This window comes from Treponema ruminis (assembly GCF_014201975.1).
Taxonomy (GTDB): domain Bacteria; phylum Spirochaetota; class Spirochaetia; order Treponematales; family Treponemataceae; genus Treponema_D; species Treponema_D ruminis.
The window spans coordinates 111,701-133,525 of the sequence record NZ_JACHFQ010000001.1; the positions used below are offsets into that span (position 1 = coordinate 111,701).

Genomic DNA, 21,825 nt, shown 5'->3' on the forward strand with positions numbered 1-21,825 from the left:
TAGTCTCCTGTCGCTGACACTATATCACAAATCAAGAGTTAAATAAATCTATTTCTTTGCCAATTGCAAGAACGGACTTCTTCATCATGTTAGAAATTTCAGAAAGCTTATTGCCTGTCTTTCGGATTTCTTCGGCTCCGGCTGACATTTCGCTTACACTTTCCTTGATTACGCCGGTTGATTCCTGCAAGTTGTGGATTTCGTCGAGAATCAGCTGGTTTCCTTCCGCCATTTCATGACCTGCAACCCGGACTTCGCTGGTTCCGTCATTCATAACTTTGAGGGAATCGACAATCTGCTGGCTTCCGACCTGCTGCTCTTCCATTGCCGCACGAATCTGCCTTACAAGCTGGTCCGTGCTGATAATCTGCTCGTTGACCTGCCTGAAGCTGACGCTGCTCAATTTTGAAGACTCGACGACTGTTGCAATCGTTGAGCTGATTTTTGTAAGCTCAGCGGAAATTTTCTTTGACTGGGCCGCAGATGTTTCTGAAAGCTTACGGATTTCATCAGCGACGACCGCAAAGCCCTTTCCTGCCTCGCCAGCATGAGCCGCCTCAATCGCCGCATTCATTGCAAGAAGATTTGTCTGGCTTGCGACATCCTCAATCGCCTTGTTTGCATCCTGAAGGGCTTTTGACTGCTCGGAAACAGAAATAATTTGCTCCTCAACCTTTTTCTGCTGCTCGACGCCTGTTTCCGCATTCTGTGAAAGCTGGTCGAAAGTGCTGGCCATTCTTGCAACAGAGCCGTTTACAGAAGAAATATTTCCGATCATCTCCTCGACGGCAGTAGAAGCCTGGGTTACGCCGCGGGACTGATTTTCAATCATCCTTTCGAGGGAATTGATGTTTTCGGCAATCTCCGCAACCGCCGCAGAAGTCTGGGAAACGGCGTTTGCCTGGGCACTCATCTGGTCGTCCACGCTGCTGATGTTGGTAATAATCTGGTCAATCGCAGAAGAAACGTCCGAAACGCTGTCCTGAAGGTCATTTTCTGCATATCCAAGCTCGTCCCGGGTAGTCTTAATCTGAGAAACGATATCCTGCAATTTTTCGACGAATTTATTAAAGCCGCCGACCAGACTGCCGATTTCATCTTTTGTCGAGATTTTGATTCGCCTTGTCAAATCAGCATTACCCGAAGCAATTTCATTGACGGCCACATCAACCGTATGGATTGGCTTGATAATGGGAAGGGAAACACCGATTGCCGCAAGAACTGAAACACCAAGTACGACCGCAAGCAGAATCAGGATAAGAGTGACGCTACCCCGGAGCTGGGCCGTAAGTTCGTTTGAAGGGCCGATTGAAACGAAAGTCCAGCCGGTCGCATCCGAAATCTTCTGGGCAAGAAAATATTTTCCACCGCCCGCATAAAGATTTACAAAAGCCTTGTCGCCTGAAATTTCGTTTTTGTAAGCCGCCATGCCCGGAAAATCATTGTAGAAATTCGCAACCAGAATCTTGCTTGAATCAGAATTCGTGAGGTAATTTCCGTTGGCATCAAGAATGAAAGATTCCCCGGATTTTGACAGCCTTGTCTCTGAAATGAGGTCGGTCAAGTCACCGAGCAGGATGTCGATTGCAACTACACCGTAATTTGCTCCCTTTTTCTGAACCGCTCGGGCAATGGTCGTGACCGGCTGTCTGGTGTCAGCGTCAACGTAAGGCTCAGTGACAGCCGGGGTAAGGGTTCTTATGCCCTTCTGGTACCATTCCCGGCTGGACTTGTCATAATCTTCGCCCGGCTCCCATTTGTCGTTTGAATACATGATTCCGCCGTCTTTCATTGGAACCGTATCGGAAAAATAGAGCGAGTAAAGTGCAGAATCTCCCTTGATTGCATCGTCAAAAGCGTCCTGAGTTTCTTCTTTTTCGATTTCATGAGAAGCCACAAAGACCGCCATGTCGTTTACGATTGTCATAGGCTTGAGCAGGAAAGAATTGATTTTTGCCGTAGCCTGAGCTCCCTGGGCATGAGCGTTGCTGGTGACGCTTTCTTCTATTGAAGATGTCTGCATTCGGATAACAGGAATCGCAATCAAGGCACTGGCCGCAATCACAACTCCGAGATTGGAAAAGATGATTTTCTTTTTGATGGTAAACATAAGTTGACCTCCTGATGCTACATGTTGTTTCCGTAAGTCTTCGCAAATTCCTCAGCTGGCAATGGCTGTGAGAAATAGAAGCCCTGAAGATAATCACAACCGATTTTTTTCATGGCTTCAACCATTTCCAGAGTTTCAACGCCCTCAGCCGTTACCGTAAATTTCATCTGTTTAAAAGCCTGGACCATATGAGGCAGGAAGGTGTCGCGTTCCTTGAAATAGTCGCGCACAAGCTCCATATCCAGCTTGATGTTTATGAAAGGACATTTTTTGATTCTGCTTACGTTTGAATATCCGCTTCCGTAATCGTCAAGAACAAACTGGAAGCCTGAATTCTGCATCTCCTGAATCTGTTTTTTAAGGAGGGTGTAGTCAATCATGGTCTCTTCGGTGATTTCAAGATGAATCTTTTCGGCAGGGACTCCGTATTTTTCGAGAATTGAAGTAAATCTTTCGTTTAAGTCCGGGCGCAAAAACTGAATCGGTGACAGATTGACATTAATCCAGTCCAGTCCCATTTTATCGATGTCGTGGTCGTGAATGAATTTGCAGGCCTGCTCAAACATCTGCTCACCCAGCACGCTGATTCGGCCGTTCTTTTCGGCGATTGGAATGAACTTAACCGGCGGAATCAGATTGCCCTCTTCGTCACGGATTCGGGCAAGGGCTTCGGCTCCGATAAGCCTGTAATTGCGGCTGCTCATCAATGGCTGCAGGAACATTTCTACCCTGTTTGACTCAACAGCCTTTTCAACGTGACGCTTAATCAAAATGTTTTCTTCGATTGTGATTAAGGTTTCCCGGTTTATCATGATGCTCAGGTTGTCCAGCTTTTCGGCTTCTTTAAGACCGACAAAGATAGACTTGGCGATTTTTTCAGCCGTTCTGAAGCTTACATCCGGGGCAATCTGAACGAATTTGGGTTCAAGGAAGATTTCGACATCCTTTCCGGCAGACCAGGATTTTTTGAAACGCTCGGAGATTTCCTTTTTCAGCTTTTCGGTCTGAGTATTGTCGCGGCCAACAAAAACGAAGCGGCCGTCATGCAGGTAAAAGCGGACAAGGTTTGGATAAGTTCTGGCAAAATACTGGCAGATCAGGGAAATTCCCCGGTCCATCTGCTTGCCGCTGTAGACTTCACGGAGCTCGTTGTAATTGTTGATTACAAAGCCCAGCACAAGGGGCGAATCTTTTTCGTCAAATTCCAGGAAAAGCGAGTAAAAAGCCTTTTTGTTGAATGCGTTTGCTTTTCCGGCCAGGTAAAGAACCGGATTTTCAAAGCTTATGAATATGATGATGATTGCAATCAGGGTAAAAAGATTCATAATCAGATATGTTGGAAGAAGAATCCTTAAAACATATCCGACAAGCATGGTGAAATTTACGGCAAAGAGGGCGAAATTTGCAAAAGGATTGAGCTTTTTGCGGTAAAGGGCTATGCAGATAAAAGAAAAAATGATGAAAAAGGCAGCACAGACGTAAATTGAATCATAATAAGGTGCCCTTGAATAAATGCCTTCCGGCGAAATTGAAAAAATAACATCATAGAAGAGGTTGGAGACGGCAATTGCCTCAAAAAGCAGGAAGACGGCGAATGATAAAATGCGTATCAGAGACTTGCGCCGCCGCCTGACTCCACAGGCATCTTCAGTAAATATGAAGAAAGAAAATATTCGGAATATAAAGAAGATGAAGTAAAAGCTATTGAGGACGCGGAGGATAAAGGGTGAGAAATGCACGGAGTTTTCAAGGGCAAGGGTTGAAAAAGTATCAAAAAAAATGGCACAGAAATCTACGATTATGACACGAAGAAAGGAATGATTCAGTTTGATTGGCAGACGCGGGTGTGCAAAAAAATAGACTAAAAAGATATAGAGAATAATAAAATCTGGAAGGACGAAACTATAATCCCACATAAAACCCTCTCAATTTTAAGTTAGATTCAATTATCCGTCATATTCTGAATTTTCGCAAGGGAAATATCAGGTCGAATATCGAGTTTTAAATCTATTGGATAAAGCAAAAAAGACGGTCTCCCGTCGGAAACCTGTCCCGAACATCGCAGTGAGCATAGCTCAGGCGATTTCGTGCCAGAACTCCGACTCCGACCGTCTTTTTTGAATTTTCCGCCAGTGAAACTCTACATTCAACCTAAAATTCTTCCAAAGCCATTGCGGCTTCTTCCCAGGCGGCGTTAAGCTCGTCGAGTTTTGAAGAAAGCTCGGAAATCTTTGCCTGTACGGCCTTGGCCTTTTCGCCGTTCGAGTAGACTTCTGGATTTGCCATTTTATTTTCTTCGATTGATTTTTCTTCCTCAACCCTGGCGATTTCTTCCTCAATCTGGCTCACGCGCTTTTCAGCCTTACGGCGTTCTGCCTCCAGTTTTTTCTTTTCTTCGTAAGAAAGGCGGGCTGAGGACTTGGATTCATCAACCGGGGTTTTAGGGACGGAGTCACTAGGAGAAGGGGGTGTGTGAGCAACGGAGTGCGAACCAGGGGGAAGGCTTTCCCCCTCTTTGCTGATTTCTTCGCCGTTTGCCTCCCGTTCGAGACGCTCCATGTAATAGCGGTAGTCGCCGGGGAAAGTGCGGAAGAGCCCCGGCTTGAGCTCAAGGACTCGGGTTGAAAGCTCTTCGATGAATCCCCGGTCGTGGCTTACGAAAATTACCGTGCCGCCGAAATCCTTGAGGGCTTCGAGAAGGACGTCCTTTGAGTGCATGTCGAGGTGGTTGGTCGGTTCGTCGAGAATCAGAAGGTTTACCGGCTTCAAAAGGAGCTTGAGAAGGGCTACACGGGATTTTTCACCGCCGGAAAGCACGTCAATGCTCTTGAAAACGTCGTCACCGCGGAAGAGGAAGGCGCCCAGCATGTCACGGAGGCGGGGAATCAGTTCCAGAGGAGCGTCCCTTTCGACACATTCGAGTATGCTTTCGCTTCCCTTGAGGCTTTCGGCGTTATCTTGAGAGAAGTAGCCGATTGAAACGCCTGCGCCCAGCTTTACGCTTCCTTCAAAATCCGGGTCAACTCCGGCAAGGATTCGAAGAAGGGTCGATTTTCCGGCACCGTTGTGACCTGCAACGACAAGCCGGTCACCGTTTTCCAGCAGAAGGTCTAGATTGTTGAGGACTTTGTGCTCTCCGTCGTAAGATTTTGTGACTCCTTCGAGGGTTGCGACAAGCCTGCCTGAATGCGGAGCGGCCGGAAACTTAAAGTGAATCTTTTTGAGGCTTTCCGGAATTACGATTTCGTGCTCAAGGATTTTGTCGAGCATTTTCTGCCTTTCCTGAGCCTGAGCCGCCTTGCTTGCCTTGTAGCCGAAGCGGTCGATGAATTCCTGTAAATGGCGGATTTCTTCCTGCTGCTTTTCGTATTCCTTGATTAAAGTTTCAAGCTCAACTTCGCGGACTTTTTCGTAGTGAGTGAAATTGCCCGGATAGCGGTGAAGGTCGCCGTTAAAAAGCTCGTAGACTTCATTGATTGTGTGGTCGAGGAAGTAGCGGTCGTGGCTTACGAGCAAAAAGCCGCCCGAATAATTGTTGAGGAACTTTTCAAGCCATTCGCGGGCTTCGATGTCGAGGTAGTTGGTCGGCTCGTCGAGAAGGAGAATGTCCGGGTTGACCATGAGCGACTTTGCAAGGGCAATTCGCATCTGCCATCCGCCGGAAAATTCCTCACAGTTGCGGTCCAGGTCGTCGTGGGAAAAGCCCAGACCAATTAAAATCTGTTCTGCCGTAACTTCGCGCCTGTTGAAGCCGGAATTTTCCATTTCAGTGAGAATCTGGTCGTGGCGTTCTAGAAGGACTTTTTGATTTCCGACGCCTGCCTTTAAGTCATCGCCGATTTTGTCGAGTTCTTCCTGAAGCTTGTAGCCGAAATCAAAAGCCTTGTCGGCTTCTTCGCGTAAAGTGCGTCCGTGGTGGGTAAGGCCGCTCTGAGGAAGGTATGCGATTCGGGCATCTTTTGAGACTGCGCGGGTTCCGTCATCAGGAGCGACAAGACCTGCCATTACTTTTATGAGGGTTGATTTACCTGTTCCGTTTGCGCCGGTGAGGGCTGCCTTGCTACCTGCGGCAAGGTTTACGGAAACATCTTTTAAAATATCGCGGTCGCCGAAAGCCAGCGACACTTTGCTGAATTGTACGAATGCCATAATTTTTTACTAACCTATTTTTTTTCAAAGAATAAAATCATCGGACTTGCGCTTCGGGCTGTGACAACGCCATCTTTGAGCGGAGCCTTCGAAGCGTCTTCCAGGCGGAGGCCAGTGTCCGTGAGCTTGTAGAGGAAGTTTACGCCCTCTTCCATGCCGGTAAAGTGCATCGTGATTACGCCGTCGTAAGAAGATTTGAGTGAGTTCGAGATGAAGTAATCAAGAGTGACTGTGACTGAGCCGATTGCCTTGTTTGAGATGATGGACGGCTGCAAAAGCTTGTAATTCGTCCATGTCACGCTGTTCTCGTTGTTGAATTTGATTGTGCCGTAGTTCGAGCTTTTGAAAACCGGACCGGCAGAAGCAATGCGCTTGAGTTCTGTCTGGCGGCGGGCAAGCTCGTTTTCAATCAGGGAATCAATGTCTTCTTCGAGGGCGATGAGGGTCTCCTGCTTTGTGCGGCCCTTTTCCATGTACTGAAGAATCATCGTGTTTGAATTTGCACCGCGGATAGACATCTTGAGCTTGCTGCCAGTAAATTCGTATTCCTTTTCGGCTTTTTTTACGATGTCAGTGTATGGCCAGCTTCCGCCTGCAGTTTCCGTGTTGAGGACTGCAGTACCTGTAAAATCAGGCTGGGCGTTTTCTTCCAGATTGATGCCGAAAGAAAATCCGTAGCTTGGGTTCATGCGGTTGATGTCGATTCGTCCGACCTTAATCATGTTGGCAAAGCTTTCCGGGTACCATTTTTTTGAAATTAAAGCCGTGATGATTGCCCGGTCGCCGCTGTTTTCGCCCTTCAAATCATCCATTTTAATAGAAGAATCTTGCTTTTCTGCCGAAACGTCGAAACCTTCCGCCTGAAAAAGAGCCAGATTGTGTGAGAAGCACCAGCCGTAAGTGCCGGTCTCTGTGAGGACTCGGAGCCACTCGCCTTCCATGTTGCCCTTTCCGTTAGTTACGGCAGCACCGGCTCCACGATAAAGACAGCGGATGACTTCACCTTCTCGCAGACGGTAAACCTGTTTTGAAGTGTTGACGGCATCGGAGCGGATTGGAAGACCGTCGAGCTTTACGCTGGCATAAGTGTGCTCAAATTCAGAAAACCGCTTCTGCTGCTTGAGGGCCTTTGACTTGCTTTCCGGTTCGGTAAGCTGCCAGAGGGGAACCTCAAAATTTTCCTTTACGCCGGGAAGAGAAACGACATAAACCTGAGAAATATTAGACTTGATGTGCACCTTCAAAATCGTGCCGTCAGCAATTTCATGCTCAGAATTGCTCCACAAAAGCACGCTGTAACCAAGATTTTTGCCACAAGATGAAAAAAGCCCTATCAAAAGGGAAGCTGTAATCAGAAGAAAAATTTTCTTAGACATAGTGAAACTATTATATAGAAAAAATCCCACAGAGTACACAGAGGGAAGTCTCCCCCCTCGCTACAAAGCTACGCTTTTACGCTACCCGCAACGCCTGCTCTTTCAACATCGTCACTTTTTCATTATAATCTTTCTACTATGGCTGGATTTTATGATTTTTATGACGTGGCTGTCGTTGGCGGCGGTCATGCCGGAATTGAGGCGGCACTTGCTTCTGCCCGCATGGGACTCAAAACACTTCTCATTACTCAGACTGTCGACTCAATCTCACGAATGAGCTGCAATCCTTCAATCGGTGGAATTGCAAAAGGCAACATCGTGCGCGAAATCGATGCCCTCGGCGGCGAAATGGGAAAGCTCATCGACAAATCAATGATTCAGTTCCGAATGCTGAATAAAAGCCGCGGTCCTGCGGTTCAGGCTCCTCGAAGTCAGGCAGACAAGCTCCTTTATTCAAGCCTTGCCCGCCAGACTGTTGAAACTACGCCAAATCTTTTTACCCTCATGGACACAGTTGTAGATTTGCTCACAACAGAAAGCGAGACTCCGCTTCCACCAGCCGAAAGCGCCCAGTCAGGTCAGATTCCGGGTGAATTTACAGAAAAAGACGTTTTAACAGAAGCCGCAAAGAACGGTAAAAGACAGAAAATTACGGCCGTCGTCACGGAACGAGGAAGATTGATTCCAGTTCGTTCTGTCGTCCTTACTACAGGAACTTTTCTGGGCGGAAGAATCTTCATCGGCGAATACGATGCTCCATGCGGTCGAATCGGCGAGCAGGCAGCCTTTGGCCTCACCCAGTCACTCAACCGACTGGGCTTTACGACAGGCCGCTTAAAGACAGGAACTCCGCCTAGAATCTTGAAGCACACGGTCGATTTTTCAAGCCTTGAGATTCAGGCAGGAGACGACGTAATCGTTCCATTCTCTTTTGAAGACGAAGAAGTTACACGCCCTCAGGTTCCATGCCACTTAGTCTACACAAACGCAAAAACTCACGAAATCATCCGCGAAAATATCGGCCGCTCACCACTTTACTCGGGAAAAATCCACGGTATCGGTCCGCGCTACTGTCCTTCAATCGAAGACAAGGTAATGCGCTTTGCCGAGCGTGAACGACACCAGCTTTTCGTTGAGCCGGAAAGCCTTGCAACCGATGAAATCTACCTCAACGGTCTTTCTTCAAGCCTGCCGGAAGAAGTTCAGGACGCATTTTTGCGCACCCTTCCCGGCTTTGAAAACTGCCATGTAGCCCGCCCGGGCTATGCCGTTGAATACGATTACGTTGAGCCGACCCAGCTTTTCCCTTCGCTTGAAACAAAACGTGTCGCAGGCCTTTTTAACGCAGGTCAGATTAACGGAACTTCAGGCTACGAGGAAGCAGCAGGACAGGGCCTGGTCGCAGGAATCAACGCTGCCCTTTACGCCCGAAGCCACAAGGAAAAGTGCGGAAGCCTCTGCATGGCAAAATCTGGAATGGGTCAGGTCCCGGCAAGCGCAGAGCCAAACGCCTTTGCTTTCAAATCACACTTTACCCTCGAAGAAATCAAGCACTTTGCAGAAATTTCAGAAAAGGAAACTCACGCGGTCAACTCGCTTCTCGAAGACTTCCAGAAACAGCAGGGAAATGAGAATTTCCACAAGATTCCGGAATACGAGCCTTTGATTTTGGGTCGGGATGAAGCATACATCGGCGTTCTTATTGACGATCTGGTTACCCTCGGAACAAAAGAGCCTTACCGAATGTTCACAGCCCGCGCAGAGTACCGCCTAAAGCTCCGCCACGACACGGCAGACCGCCGGCTTGCAGAAAAGGCATTTAAGGTTGGAATCAAAACCCAAGCCCAGTTTGAGGCGACAAAGCTCAAATACCAGCAGGTTGAGGAAGCAACGGAAATCCTTCTCAAAAAGGCAGATGCTGAAAACCCTGGCTTCCCTGCAATCGTCTGGGAAATCGCCCAGGAAGACGCAAAATACAAGTATTACATAGAAAAGCAGGACGCGCGGGTCGCAAAAATGCACAAAATGGAGCATTTCCACATTCCGGCAGATTTTGATTACGGAAAAATCCCAGCCCTTTCAGGCGAAAGCCGCCAGAAGCTCGAAGCCGTCCGCCCTCTCACTCTCGGTCAGGCAAGCAGGATTTCAGGAATCCGAAACTCTGACATTATGCTGCTTATGGTCTATTTGAAATAATTTCGACAAGTTCTTCCTGAGTGAAAACGCCGGTGTTGCACAAATCGGCTGCGAATTCGCTCAGGGACTTATTCAGGAAGAGCATGTCTTCGCTGCAGAGCTTGAAGTCCAGGCCTTTTTCGGCGAATTCACGGATTACACGCGTTTTTTCTTCGGAATTCTGCTTTGAAAGGAAGGGAGCCGGGCTGAACTCGGTGCGGATATTGTTTGTTTTCAAGAAATTTATGACTTCCGGCAAAATCTTTCCGTCTTTAAAAATCAGGAGATTGTCTTTTTTAATCACGATGTTGGGATTCAAAATCACGCTGGGCTGCAAATTCTGAACAATCTCCAGAATCGATTCCCTGTCAGTGAAATTTCTGAAGCCCAGGCTGCCGATTCTTGATTCGATGTTCAGTTTTCGGGCAGTTTTAAAAATCGTAAGAAATTTTTCCGGTTTTTCGGCAAAGGCGGTTCCGTAAAGCTCGATTCCGGCAAAAATTCCGCTTTCCAAAAGCATCGTGGCCAGGTTTATGTGCTTCTCGCTGTTTGAATCCAGGCCCAGATATGGTCTGACCGTAACTTTGTCCTGATACTTTTCGCAGCTCTTTTTAATCGCATCGATAAAATCAGAGGGATTATTTAAATTTGAAAGCAAGTCAACATTGACCGTGCCGTTGAGGACCTTTACGTTTTCGCTCACGCTTTCTGAAATCGCATGACAAAAGAGAAGAAAAAGGTCGTGAGGGGTTCCAACGCGCAGATTGATATAGGAAAAAACTTCTTTGCGAAATGCCAGATCATCCACGCTTCCAGGATCTTTTAGAAGCTTCTCCTGAAAATTCGGAATGATAAAACCGGCCCAGTGGACAAAAGAGTCGTAGCGCATGCCGGAACTGAGATGCTTGCAAGAGTCAATTTTTGCTATCTTAATGAAGTCAGAGATTCCTGCCAAGATTTACTTCCAGCTTTCCTCAACCTTATTCTTGAAGTTAGTTTTCTGCTCATCAGAAAGGAAAGAATCTTCGAAACTGTTGAGGATAATCTGCTTCATGTCCTTCTTTGAGAAGTGGAGTTTTGAATAAAGGTTCCAGTATTCGTCCAAAAGCTCGGCACCAAAGAAAATCGGGTCATCAGTTGCGATTGTAACCGGAATTCCTTTATCAAACATCTCTCTAACCGGGTGCTCGGCCATTTTTTTGACGTATTTTTTTGTGAAGACATTGCTTGTCGGACAAACTTCAATCGGGATTTTATTGTCGCGGACGTATTTTACCAGCTCAGGATCCTGAACTGATGTGATTCCGTGACCGATTCGCTCGGCGTGGCAGATTCGAAGGGCGTCCCAGATTGACTCAGGGCCGACATCCTCACCTGCATGTGCTACAGCGTGATATTTGTCAGCAAGGGCTTTTTCAAAGACTGGTCCGAAATCTTTTGAAGGACCTTTCTGCTCTGCTCCGCCCAAACCGATTCCGATAAAGCCCTCGAAAGGATGCTCCTTGAACATTTTGTAGTTGTTCTCGGCGTTTTCAAGACCGAATGTGCGTGAAACATCGCCCAAAAGCCAGACGGTAATTCCGGTCTCTTTCTTGATTTTTTTGAGGTTCTTTTCGAAATTCTTTGTCATTTCAGCATAGTCGAAGCCTTTTTTGATGAAAGCAGATGGAGCAAAGAAAGCTTCGCAGTGGACGACGCCGTTGCGGACGAGATAATTCTTCAAATCGTCGAAAATTAAGTCAAAATCAGAGACTTCTGTAAACAAATCCTGAACTTTAAGGAAAGCGGCAATGAACCCGTTTAAATCAGAATAAGAAAAAAGCTTTTTAATCTCAGAGTCAGAAAATTCAACACCGTTCTTTTTGAGATAAAGTTTTTTAATTGTCTCGCGACTCATTACGGCTTCAATATGGATATGAAGCTCCGCCTTTGGAATGTCCTTGAAAAACTTGTAAAATTCTGATTTATTCATTCACCAGCCCCATTAGAATTCAATTTTTATTCTAACTTAAATATCGGCAGATTCCACGGAAAAGTTAAAGAATTTATAGAGACTGCTCAAGTTCCTTAACCAAATCCGCAAATACGTCGAGGGCTGCCTGAACAGGCTCAGTCGTGCTCATGTCAACGCCGGCGACCTTGAGGCTTTCAATCGGATATCGGCTTCCACCGCTCTTGAGGAACTTGAAGTAGTCCTCCCGCTCTGCATCTCCGCCCTGAGTGACGCGTTTTGCAAGGGCAAGGGCTGCAGAAATTCCTGTGGCGTACTTGTAGACGTAGAATGCGTTGTAGAAGTGAGGAATGCGCAATCCTTCCATGTCGCTTTCGTCCTCAAAGTGCATTTCGCTTCCGAAATACTGCTCCAAAAGCTCGCGGTAGATTTTTCGCAAGACCTGGGCTGAAAGAGGAGTGCCAGCTTCGACAAGTTCGTGTGCCTTAAGCTCAAATTCGGCGAACATTGTCTGGCGGTGCAGGGTGGCAAGAATGTCGTCAGCCCGCATTGAAAGAAGATAAGCCTTCATTTCAGGCGATTTTGCTTCCTTCAAGAGATACTCAAAGACAAGTTCCTCGTTGAAAGTTGAAGCGACCTCAGCCTCGAAAATCGTGTAGTTGTAGCACATGAATGGATTGTTATGGGCAGAATAATAGCTGTGCATTGAGTGACCGCCCTCGTGAGCCATAGTGAACACGTCGCGGATTACGTCGTCCTTGTAGTTCAAGAGAATGTATGGGTAGCCTGTGTAGCAGCCCGAAGAAAATGCGCCGCTTCTCTTTCCCTTGTTTTCGTAGCGGTCAACCCAGCCGTTTTTGAGGCCGTCGCAGAGGATGTCAGTGTATTCCTTTCCGAGTGGCTTGAGCGCATTACGGCAGATTTCAACAGCTTCGTCGTAGCTTGTCTTGCACTCAACGTCCTTTACAAGAGGAACATAAACGTCATAGTGGCGGAGTTCTGAAACGCCGAGGACTTTTTTGCGGAGTGAATAATATTTGTGCAGGGTCGGAAGATTTTTGTGAACCGTGTCGATGAGATTTCGGTAAACTGACTCAGGAACCTTGTTTCCGTAGAGGGCAGCTTCGAGGGAAGACTTGTAGCCCCGGGCGCGTGCCTGGAAAATGTCCTGATTTACGCTTCCTGCATAAAGAGAGGCGATTGTGTTTTCGTGCTTTACGAATTCCTTGTAGAAATTTTTGTAAGCCTTTTCTCGGACAGAGCGGTCTGGATTGTGAAGGAAAGTCGTGAAAGTGCTCTGGGTTAGGGGCTTTTCCTCGCCGTCTGCATTTACGGCCTCAAACTGAAGGTCAACGTTCGTGAGCAGGGAGAAAGCCTTGTCCGCAGTCTGGCCGCTTTCTGCCTGAAGGGAAAGGATTCTCTCTTCCTTTTCGCTCAAAATGTACGGCTTGTGATGAAGCTCCTTCTGCAAGAAGATTTTGTAATCAGCAAATTCCGGCAAATTGAGCCAAGAATTGATTTTTTCGTCTGGAATTGACATGAGTTCCGGCGAGAAGAAAGAAGTTTCGCTCTCGGCTGCGGCATAAGCCATCATAGCCCGGCCTTCACGGTCCTGGGCAGCCGAATCGCTTTCATCAGCGGTGTGCTGGAGTGAAGCGTAGTTGTAGACGGTCTCGATTACCTTTTCAAGAGCCTCGTTAGCCTTGAGGCAGCCGAGCAGGGAATCCGAAGAAGAGCCCATCTTGCCCTTGAAAGCCACAACCTTTTCTGTGAGCGGTTTAATAGAAGAAAGAGCCTTTTCCCAGTCTTCGTCAGATTTATATAAGGTAGACAAGTCCCATTTGTCGCTTGCAGGGACTTCGTTTCGTGTAGGAATTGTATTTTTAGCCATGTAAGCATTATACAACATTTACCTTATTTTTGCACTGCATAGATTAAATTTCTGACCAAAGAAGCCGGGAGAAATTTAACGAGCAGAACAAAAAATCTGGTTGAAAGGTATGGGATTGCAAGAACTTTGCCTTTCATTAATCGTTTGTAAGCGTATCTGGCGACTTTTTTGCAGTCCGCAAATAGTAAATGCTTGAAAAGGCTTGAAGAACCCGCTTCTGCCCGCTCCCAGAAATCTGTCGTAACAGGACCAGGACAAAGGGCGGTTACACTAATGCCGGTTCCTTTGAGCTCGACAGAAAGCGCTTCTGAAAATGAGCGGACATAGGCTTTTGTCGCATAATAGACAGCCATTTTGGGTCCTGGCATAAATGATGCAATTGAAGCGACATTAAGAATCTTTCCCTTTTTTCGGGAAATCATCTGGGGAAGAAAATAATGAGTAAGATCAGTGAGGGAGGCAATATTCAGTTGAATCATCTGCTGGAGTTTTTGCAGATTGCTTTGGGCAAACAAGCCGAAATCTCCGAAGCCGGCATTATTCACAAGAATATCGATTGAAAGATTCTGCGCACTGGCAAAATCAAATACGTTCTTTGCAGAATCAATCGTGCTTAAATCCTGAGCAAATGTCGTTACCTGAATTTGAAATTCTGCTTCAAGTTCAGCCTTAAGTTCATTCAGTTTTTCAAGCCGGCGGGCAACAAGAAGAAGATTATAGCCGTCCTTCGCAAAAAGCCGGGCCAGTTCCGCCCCAATTCCACCGGATGCCCCGGTAATCAATACATTCATGCCAGTAATTGTAAAATACACATTTCATTCCGTCAACTTTTGCTTTTATATGGAAAAAATATTCGCTATAATATCCCCATGTCATCTAAAAAATCACGCTCGCTGCTTAGTGCCGGGCTTTCACTTTCATTTTTTACGCTTTGTTCACGCATTTTAGGTCTTGTGCGCGAAATGACAAAGGCGGCTTTCCTGGGAACTTCAAAATATGCCGATGCCTTTGGAATTGCCTTTATGATTCCAAACCTTTTGCGCCGTCTTTTTGCTGAAAATGCGATTTCCGTTGCCTTTATTCCGACTTTCAAGGGCTATCTTGAAGATTCTGACTCAAGCGAGGGCAAACAGACTATCCACGATTTTTTGAGCGCGACAATCACGCTGATTTCATTTCTGACAACTTGTGTCGTTCTGGCAGGAATCCTTCTCACTCCGCTGATTGTCAGGATTTTTCTTGATAACGACGACAAAAGCCTGCTCGCCGAGACCACAATCCTCACCAGGATCATGTTTCCTTACCTCGTGGTCATTTCGATTGCGGCTTTCTTTCAGGGAGTCTTGAACGGCGTAAAGATTTTTTCTCCTTCAGGCTTCACGCCGGTTCTTTTCAATTCGGTCGTAATCGCGGCAACTTACATCCTCACGCCGATTCTCACCGGCAATATCGAAGACAGCGAAGTAAAAGCTCAGATGGCGGCCCGTGCAATGTCAATCGGCGTTATTTCTGGCGGCTGCGTTCAGGCCCTCTTTCAGCTTCCCTTCGTTCTCAAAACAGGCTGGACTTTTCACTTCACCACGCTCAAAAAGGCTTTCACGAATCCGGGCACAAGGCGGGTAATGAAGCTGATTGTTCCGACCATTATCGGAATGGCGGCATACCAGCTCAACGATGTCGTTTCAACAGCCCTTGCAGGAAAGGCTGGCACTGGAATCGTCTCGTCCCTGCAATATTCGCTTCGTCTTCAGGAATTGATTTTAGGAATTTTCGCAGTTTCAATCGGAACTGTAATTCTGCCAGATTTGAGCGGTCTTGCCAAAAAAGAAATGTGGGCTGACTTCAACGCCATGCTGATTCAGGCTTCAAAAATCATGGCTCTGATTTCGATTCCGGTCACTTTTTTCTCACTCGTCTGCGGCGAAGAAATCATTTCGCTCGTCTACAAGTCAAAGAAATTCTCAGATGAATCAGTCCGCCTAACGCTGGTGGCTTTCAGAATGCACATCGCAGGTCTTTTTTTCATCGCGCTCAACCGAATCATTTCACCGGCTTTCTATGCCCAGGGAAACACAAAATCTCCGACAGTAGCGGGAATTTTCGGTTTTGCGGTAAACATCGCGCTTGCAGTTGCAGTCGTCACATTCAGAAATGACGGAACGGGAGCCGGAATCGCGCTGGCACTTTCAATCGCAAGCTTTGCAAACACGGTCGCGCTTTTCATCTTCTTGAAGAAAAATCAAAATCTCGATGTAAAGGCAGTCACCAAGGGAACGATTTTCTACTCGCTAAAGCTGATTGTTTTTTCACTAATCGCCGCAGTTCCAACCTTCTTCGTAAGAAACGCCTTGAACCCGGTTTTTGCAGGCAGAGGAAGACTGATTGACTTCGGCGTACCAGTCTTCGCCTGTGCAATGGTTTTCGCGATTGCAGGCGTGGCAATGCTTGTGATTACGAAAGATGAAATCGTAAGGGTAATAATCAGGAAATTCAAACACAGATAGAAAGGAAAAATATCATGAAGGAATACACAAAAGAAGAACTTAAAAAAATCTATTCGGCTCGCAGGGAAAAGCTCCTTGCCTACATGACGGAAAACAGCATCACGGCAGCTGTTTTTGAAGACTGTGAGGAGCGCCGCAATCCTGCCGTACGATATTTCACAGGCCACCCGACAGACGCGCTTTTCATCATCGCGCAGAACGGAAAATGCGCCCTCATTCCCTGGGATGAAAATCTTGCAAAGGAACGTGCCGTCGACATCGAAATTTTGCCCTACAACAAATATGAGCGGCGAAATATTCGGGCTGTAAAAGAAGTCCTCAAATCATTCAGACTCAAATCAAAGCGGCTCAAGGTCGAAATTCCGCCAAGCACCCCCTACCCGCTTTTCTTGCAGTATGTTGATGCCCTTGAAGGCTGGGACGTTCTTTGCCGCGAAAACAGCACGCATGATTTCGTCGTAGACATGCGCTGCACAAAAGATGAATACGAAATCGAGTGCACCAAAGAAGCCTGCCGGGTCGGTGACTGGATTATCTCGGAAATCGAGCGGGGAATCCGCGAAAACTGGCTCCAGAAAGAAAGCGATGTTGCACTTTTGATTGAATCAGAACTGCGAAAATGCGGCTGCGAGCGCACAGGATTTGACACTTTGGCAGCAGGACCTGCTCGAAGCTATGCAATCCACGCTTTCCCGGGCTACACAAACGCCCCCTGGCCGGCTCAAGGGCTTTCAATCCTCGATTTCGGCGTTGTCTATGAAGGCTACACAAGCGACACAACTCTCACAGTTGCAAAAGGTCCTCTCAACGCCAAGCAGGAAGAACTCATTTCTCTCGTAGAAAAAGCCGCTGAACAGGCACTTCCTCTCTACAAGGCAGGCTCACCGATAAAAAAAGCAGCCGAAGCAGCTGATTTAGTCTTCTCAAAGGCAAAGAGGTCAATGCCCCACACTCTGGGGCACGGAATCGGTCTTGAAATCCACGAGTTCCCGAGGGTAACGCCAAAGCACCCCGACGACCTTCTCTTTAAGCCAGGCATGATTGTCACTCTGGAACCAGGCCTTTACGACCCGGAACTGGGCGGCGTTCGGCTTGAAAACGACGTCCTCATCACCGAAGAAGGCAATGAGGTCATCACACACTCAAAGATTATCAGAATATAATCGGGCAGAGCTTTTAGAAAAGGGCAAAATGCATAAAAAAAACGAGCTCCAAATGAAGCTCGTTTTCTTTTATCCGCTGATTTCTAAATAGCCTTTTCGAGTGTATCGGCCTCTGCGTTGAGAACCTCGCGGAGTGTTTCATCCTCCAGGCTCATGCTCAACTCGCGGAGATTACCAAGAACTTCCTTAACCAGCTCGATGCCCTCTTTTTCGCTCGCCTTGTTTTCAGGATTTTCGTGAATCAAGCCTGAGCGGAGAAGGGCCTTGGTGGTTGCAAACAAGCCAGGCTTACCCGAAAGTTTTGAAATGACGTAATCCAAAAGCAGGCGGTTTCGGCTCGTCATGAACTCGTGGCGCTGCTCTGTCGGCAAGTATTCAAGCATTTCCCGCAAAGTTTTGAACATTGAGAGGAATGCGCGGAATCTGTAAATTACGCTACGGTCTTCGATTGCTGCAATGATTGAAGGAAGCATATCGATTGCACGACGCAATGTGAGGTCGTCAACTTTTGGAACTTGTTTTTCTGAGGCAATTTCTTCCATTTTATCCTCCGGCTTTTCCTCTCCTGATATACTTCCATTTTCCTCTGTTTCTTCAGATTCTGCAAGTTTTTCTTGCTCATCTTCCTGCAAATAATCTGGAATATCGTCCAAAATGTCGTCCTCAGATTCGACATCAGGAATATCATCTTCATTGAGAAGTTCATCTGCTGCAAGCAAGTCAGAATCGGCAAGGGATTCATCTTCCGACATTTCTTCCTCAAGCCGCTCTTCGATTGAAAGTCCTACCAATGGATCAGCCGTAGCTGCCGGTTCCTCAGCATCCAGAGGGTCCGAAGGATATTTCTTTGCTTCTTCAGCCGCCTGTGCCGCATCCGCAGCCTGAGTTGCAGCCTCCCATGCACTTTCAGCAGCATAATTTGCCTTTTCTGCAAGCTCTGAGGCTCGCTTTATCTGGGCTTCAAGCTGGTCCAGAGATTCCTCAGAAATTTCCCGCTTCTGGGCACTCGGAGTCTCGACTTCAACGCTTGAACTGTAATCATCTTCGGAAGGAGAATTTGAAGCAGCCCCCTGATTTGGAGCATAAGATGAAGCTGCTGCATAGTCAGGATTTGAATCTTCTATATATTCAGTTCCATCTGGAAGAGGCTCAAATGCAGGCTCAACGGCATCTTCCTCGTCAATCGGAGCACCGTCATCGATAAGCTCGTCGAAATCAGAAGAATCAGCTGACTCAAATGCGTTTTCATTGCTTTCTATTAAAGTAGCGACAGAACCGACATCCTCGGAATCAGAATTTTTATCAGCCAGCTTTTCCATGCCAAACTGATCGAAATTAAATTCCTCGTCGCTATCAATAGGCTTTTCAACTTCCTCAGGGATTTCAAGAATATCGTCGCCAAACTGAGCGTCATTCTCCGCAAGGGAAATTTCACCGGCATCAGAAATCAAATCTTCCGGCACGACTGAATTCAGTTCTTCCTTGTCTGCCTCAAGAGCATCTGAAACAGGAGCACCCTCAACTGGAGACTCAAATTTTCCGCCTGAGAAAATCGAATCATAATCAATTGCCTTTGAGAAAAATCCTTCCGAATCAAGATTTGCCATCTTTTCATCGCTTCCAAGAATTCGCTCGGAAGAAAGGCGTGAAAGGCTGTTGAATTCATCCGCAGAACTTGCCTTTTTGTAGAACTGCAGGGCTTTTCCAAGCTGATTCTGTCTTTCGTAGAGTTTTCCCAAGTGAACCATGGCCGTAGAATCAACAGGATTCTTCTGAATTGCGGCATGGAGATATGGCTCAGCTTTTTTGTCGTCACCCTTCTGAATGAAACGCTCAGCCCAGTCACGGTAAACTTCGTTGTAATCAGGATTCAGTTTCTTGATGTTTGCAAAACATTCCTCTGCCTTTTTAGGATCATCCTTGCAAATATAGTACTGGCCGAGAAGGTTGACAATCTGTACGTCGTTTTTAATGAGTTTCTGAAGCTTGACGATTCTTTCGTATGCAGATTCAAGTTTGTCAGCAGAAAGATGGATGTGAGCCGCCTGCTTCATGATTCGCACGTCAGTTGGATTGAGTTTTTCGGCCTTAGAAATCGTCTCGACAGCCTCATCATATTTTTCCTGCTTTTCAAGGGAAGTCGCAAGACCTGTGAGGGCGTTCTTGTAGTTTTCATCAACATCAAGGGCTTTTTTGAATTCAGTTTCCGCGTGGTCAAAAATGCTCTGGCGGTTATAGACGTTACCCTTGGCCGTGTGCATTTTTACATCATCAGGATAAAGCTCAAGGGCCTGGCTTACGACTGTGTCAGCCTCAGCGACCTTGTTTTCGCCCAAAAGCAAGTCAGCATAAGCCTCGATTGCTTCCGTCCAGCCCGGTTTTGCGCGGAGGGCACCTTCAAAGCAGCTCTGAGCCTTTGCCGTCTCACCGATTTCCGCATAACTTTTGGCAATGTTGAACTGAAGAATCGGATGGTTGGGGTCATATTTCAATCCGCGGTTGTAGGCTTCGATTGCCTTTCCGTGATTTCCCTGCAGGGCATAGATTGCGCCCAGGTGGTTGTTTGCAAGAACGTCGGACGGATTTTCATCAACGACTTCCTCAAAGCACTTTATGGCTTCCTCATAATTTCCCATCTGACGATAGGTGAAACCGAGGTTGTAAGAAATTTTTGCCCGCGACTTAGGATTTGACTCGCAGATTACAAGGGCCTGCTCAAGAAAGGCGACAGATTCTTCATACCTTTTCTGGCGGCGGTAGACTCCGGAGATTGCGACCAAAACGTCAAGATTTTCATCGTCAGCTTTTTCGACCTGTTTAAAAAGGGTTAAAGCCTGGTCGTCTTTACCAGCCTTAACGTAAAGATTACCAAGCTGCATTTTATAGTCTATATTTTCAGGTTCTTCAAGAATCAAATTCTTATAGATTTTTGCCGCAAGATTGTAATCATGGGCAAGCAACGCTGATTTTGCGCGTTCCAACATTGTGTTTGAATCTGACATAATTTTATCTCCGTTTTTTTATTTTTTGGACAATCCCTGTGAAAGCCGCGAGCTTGGACGGGCGAAAACTTCTTTTGAAAGCATTCCGTTGATTCTTCCGTCCACTTTGGAATATGCGCTCACCGCAAAATAGTAAATCCTTCCATTATCAAGCCCCGTAAGGGTCACGCTGGTCACGTTTCCGACATTGACAGGTGAACTTCCCTGAACGGCAACCCTTCCCAGATATTCGCCCGGTCTGTTTCCGTAGTAAACATAATATCCGCCTGCATTGTCATCAACCGAATGGCTCCAGTTGAGTGTAACCGAACCGTCTCCCGGAATTGCAGAAACTGCGAATGGTGGCAGCGGGTCGTTCTGCTCATCATACTTTATGACGATTTCAGAAAGACGCGGACTTCGGCTTCCGGCACCGTCCGGCAAAAGCTCGGCAGAAAGCTGGAAGTAGAGCCCCTTTACGCCCCTGATTTTCTCACCGGGAACGATTTCCCGCCAAACAGGATAAGTGTCAGTCCAGCCGTAGCAATTGTCACCTGAGCGGACATAAAACCTGATGTCAGTCTGTGAAGGCACGTTCATCAGGGCCTCAATTTCGTTTACGACAGCGGCCTGAGAAACCAGGAGAGGTTTTGTTACGAATTTTCCGCCGTTGATTCTGTATTTTTCATTTCCGCTTGCAAAAATATCGCTTCTTTCATTCTTTGCGCTTGAGCGTGAAATCCTGAAGTTGTCGATTTTGCCGACATAATCAGGACAAAGCTCGATTCCTGCCTTTACGCCAAAAATCGGATAGCAGACAGTTCCATATTCATGTCCGTTGTCAGTGATGAATCTGATTGCCTCAGTTCGTCCGTCAACGAGATATTCCAGAAGACCTGATTCCTGATCAAAAGAAAGGGTGTGGCGGGTCCACTTGTTTGGAACGACCGTGCTGACTCCAGAAAGGTGAATCTCATGTCCAGGATAAGGAACGAAAATATTATTGAATACCCATTCAAGGTGGTTATTAAAGAAAGAGGCCGAAATCATCTGATATTCTGAATGAACGTCATCACTCAGGGAAGAGCGCCATGACAAAACCATTTCGCCGTTTTCTGCAAGTGAAGGACAGAGCCAGAATTCAATCGTGAATGAGCCAGCCAGACCGTCATGGCCGAAGAGGGCGTTTTTGTTTCCGCTGAGGATGATTCCTTTTTTGCTGCCCCGGCTGAGGCCTGCGCCAGTTCCCTTGACAGCATCGTGAGTCGGAATCAGGTTGTTTGACATCACGGTGTAATTTCCCATGACATCGCAGAATTTATCGTCATCAAAAGTGATGAGCATGTCAGTCGCGTAATCGACATTTGTAGTCATCGTAGAAAGCTCAACCGCATCGTAGCCAAACTGGCCGTTCTGATTGCCTACAATTACGCCGTTCATCGAAGCAATCTCGCCCCAGCCCTTGTCTCCGCCAAGCACGAGAGTCTTCGGTGTGGCAAAAGAAAAATTAGAAATTAGCAATGAG

The 21,825-nt window shown here is 46.9% G+C and carries 13 protein-coding genes; 3 read left to right on the forward strand and 10 right to left on the reverse strand.

All coding sequences use genetic code 11. The annotated features are described in order from the left end of the window. Positions 1-31 precede the first annotated feature (31 nt). The 4 genes from HNP76_RS00480 to HNP76_RS00495 form a co-directional block, all read right to left on the reverse strand. A complete protein-coding gene (locus HNP76_RS00480) occupies positions 32-2,110 on the reverse strand; it encodes a methyl-accepting chemotaxis protein (protein WP_184656361.1) in 2,079 nt (692 codons plus the stop codon). A gap of 17 nt (positions 2,111-2,127) precedes the next feature. After that, the gene (locus HNP76_RS00485; RefSeq protein ID WP_184656363.1) at positions 2,128-4,026 is read right to left on the reverse strand and encodes an EAL domain-containing protein; all 1,899 of its coding nucleotides are present in this window, start codon (positions 4,024-4,026) and stop codon (positions 2,128-2,130) included. A 235-nt stretch (positions 4,027-4,261) separates the two neighbouring features. Then, positions 4,262-6,259, reverse strand: coding sequence for a ribosomal protection-like ABC-F family protein (gene abc-f, locus HNP76_RS00490; protein WP_184656365.1), 1,998 nt, complete (start codon positions 6,257-6,259; stop codon positions 4,262-4,264). 14 nt (positions 6,260-6,273) lie between these two features. Beyond that, positions 6,274-7,635: an SH3 domain-containing protein gene (locus HNP76_RS00495; protein WP_184656367.1), complete on the reverse strand. Its 1,362-nt coding sequence runs from the start codon at positions 7,633-7,635 to the stop codon at positions 6,274-6,276. A gap of 138 nt (positions 7,636-7,773) precedes the next feature. Here HNP76_RS00495 and HNP76_RS14550 point away from each other — a divergent pair, with 138 nt between their 5' ends. Beyond that, positions 7,774-9,831, forward strand: a complete 2,058-nt coding sequence (locus HNP76_RS14550) for a tRNA uridine-5-carboxymethylaminomethyl modification enzyme MnmG/GidA (protein WP_184656369.1) — start codon at positions 7,774-7,776, stop codon at positions 9,829-9,831. Here HNP76_RS14550 and HNP76_RS00505 read toward each other — a convergent pair. From HNP76_RS00505 to HNP76_RS00520, 4 genes are all read right to left on the reverse strand, one after another. Continuing rightward, positions 9,812-10,765, reverse strand: a complete 954-nt coding sequence (locus HNP76_RS00505; RefSeq protein WP_184656371.1) for a hypothetical protein — start codon at positions 10,763-10,765, stop codon at positions 9,812-9,814. The two genes, HNP76_RS14550 and HNP76_RS00505, sit on opposite strands and share 20 nt — an antisense overlap. A 3-nt stretch (positions 10,766-10,768) precedes the next feature. Further along, positions 10,769-11,782: an adenosine deaminase gene (add, locus tag HNP76_RS00510; RefSeq protein ID WP_184656373.1), complete on the reverse strand. Its 1,014-nt coding sequence runs from the start codon at positions 11,780-11,782 to the stop codon at positions 10,769-10,771. 73 nt (positions 11,783-11,855) lie between these two features. Beyond that, positions 11,856-13,652, reverse strand: coding sequence for an oligoendopeptidase F (gene pepF / locus HNP76_RS00515; protein WP_184656375.1), 1,797 nt, complete (start codon positions 13,650-13,652; stop codon positions 11,856-11,858). A 23-nt stretch (positions 13,653-13,675) separates the two neighbouring features. Continuing rightward, positions 13,676-14,443, reverse strand: coding sequence for an SDR family NAD(P)-dependent oxidoreductase (locus tag HNP76_RS00520; protein WP_184656377.1), 768 nt, complete (start codon positions 14,441-14,443; stop codon positions 13,676-13,678). A 78-nt stretch (positions 14,444-14,521) separates the two neighbouring features. Here HNP76_RS00520 and murJ point away from each other — a divergent pair, with 78 nt between their 5' ends. Continuing rightward, a complete protein-coding gene (gene murJ / locus HNP76_RS00525; protein ID WP_184656379.1) occupies positions 14,522-16,156 on the forward strand; it encodes a murein biosynthesis integral membrane protein MurJ in 1,635 nt (544 codons plus the stop codon). A gap of 14 nt (positions 16,157-16,170) precedes the next feature. Next, positions 16,171-17,319 carry a M24 family metallopeptidase gene (locus tag HNP76_RS00530; protein ID WP_184656381.1) on the forward strand — a complete coding sequence of 383 codons (1,149 nt, stop codon included), beginning with the start codon at positions 16,171-16,173 and terminating at the stop codon, positions 17,317-17,319. Positions 17,320-17,402: 83 nt separating this feature from the next. Here HNP76_RS00530 and HNP76_RS00535 read toward each other — a convergent pair whose 3' ends face one another. Both HNP76_RS00535 and HNP76_RS00540 read right to left on the reverse strand, forming a co-directional pair. Beyond that, complete coding sequence (locus HNP76_RS00535) at positions 17,403-20,321, reverse strand: tetratricopeptide repeat protein (protein WP_184656383.1); 2,919 nt, start codon at positions 20,319-20,321, stop codon at positions 17,403-17,405. A gap of 18 nt (positions 20,322-20,339) precedes the next feature. Continuing rightward, a complete protein-coding gene (locus HNP76_RS00540; protein WP_260308968.1) occupies positions 20,340-21,821 on the reverse strand; it encodes a fibronectin type III domain-containing protein in 1,482 nt (493 codons plus the stop codon). Between the last annotated feature and the right edge of the window lie 4 nt (positions 21,822-21,825).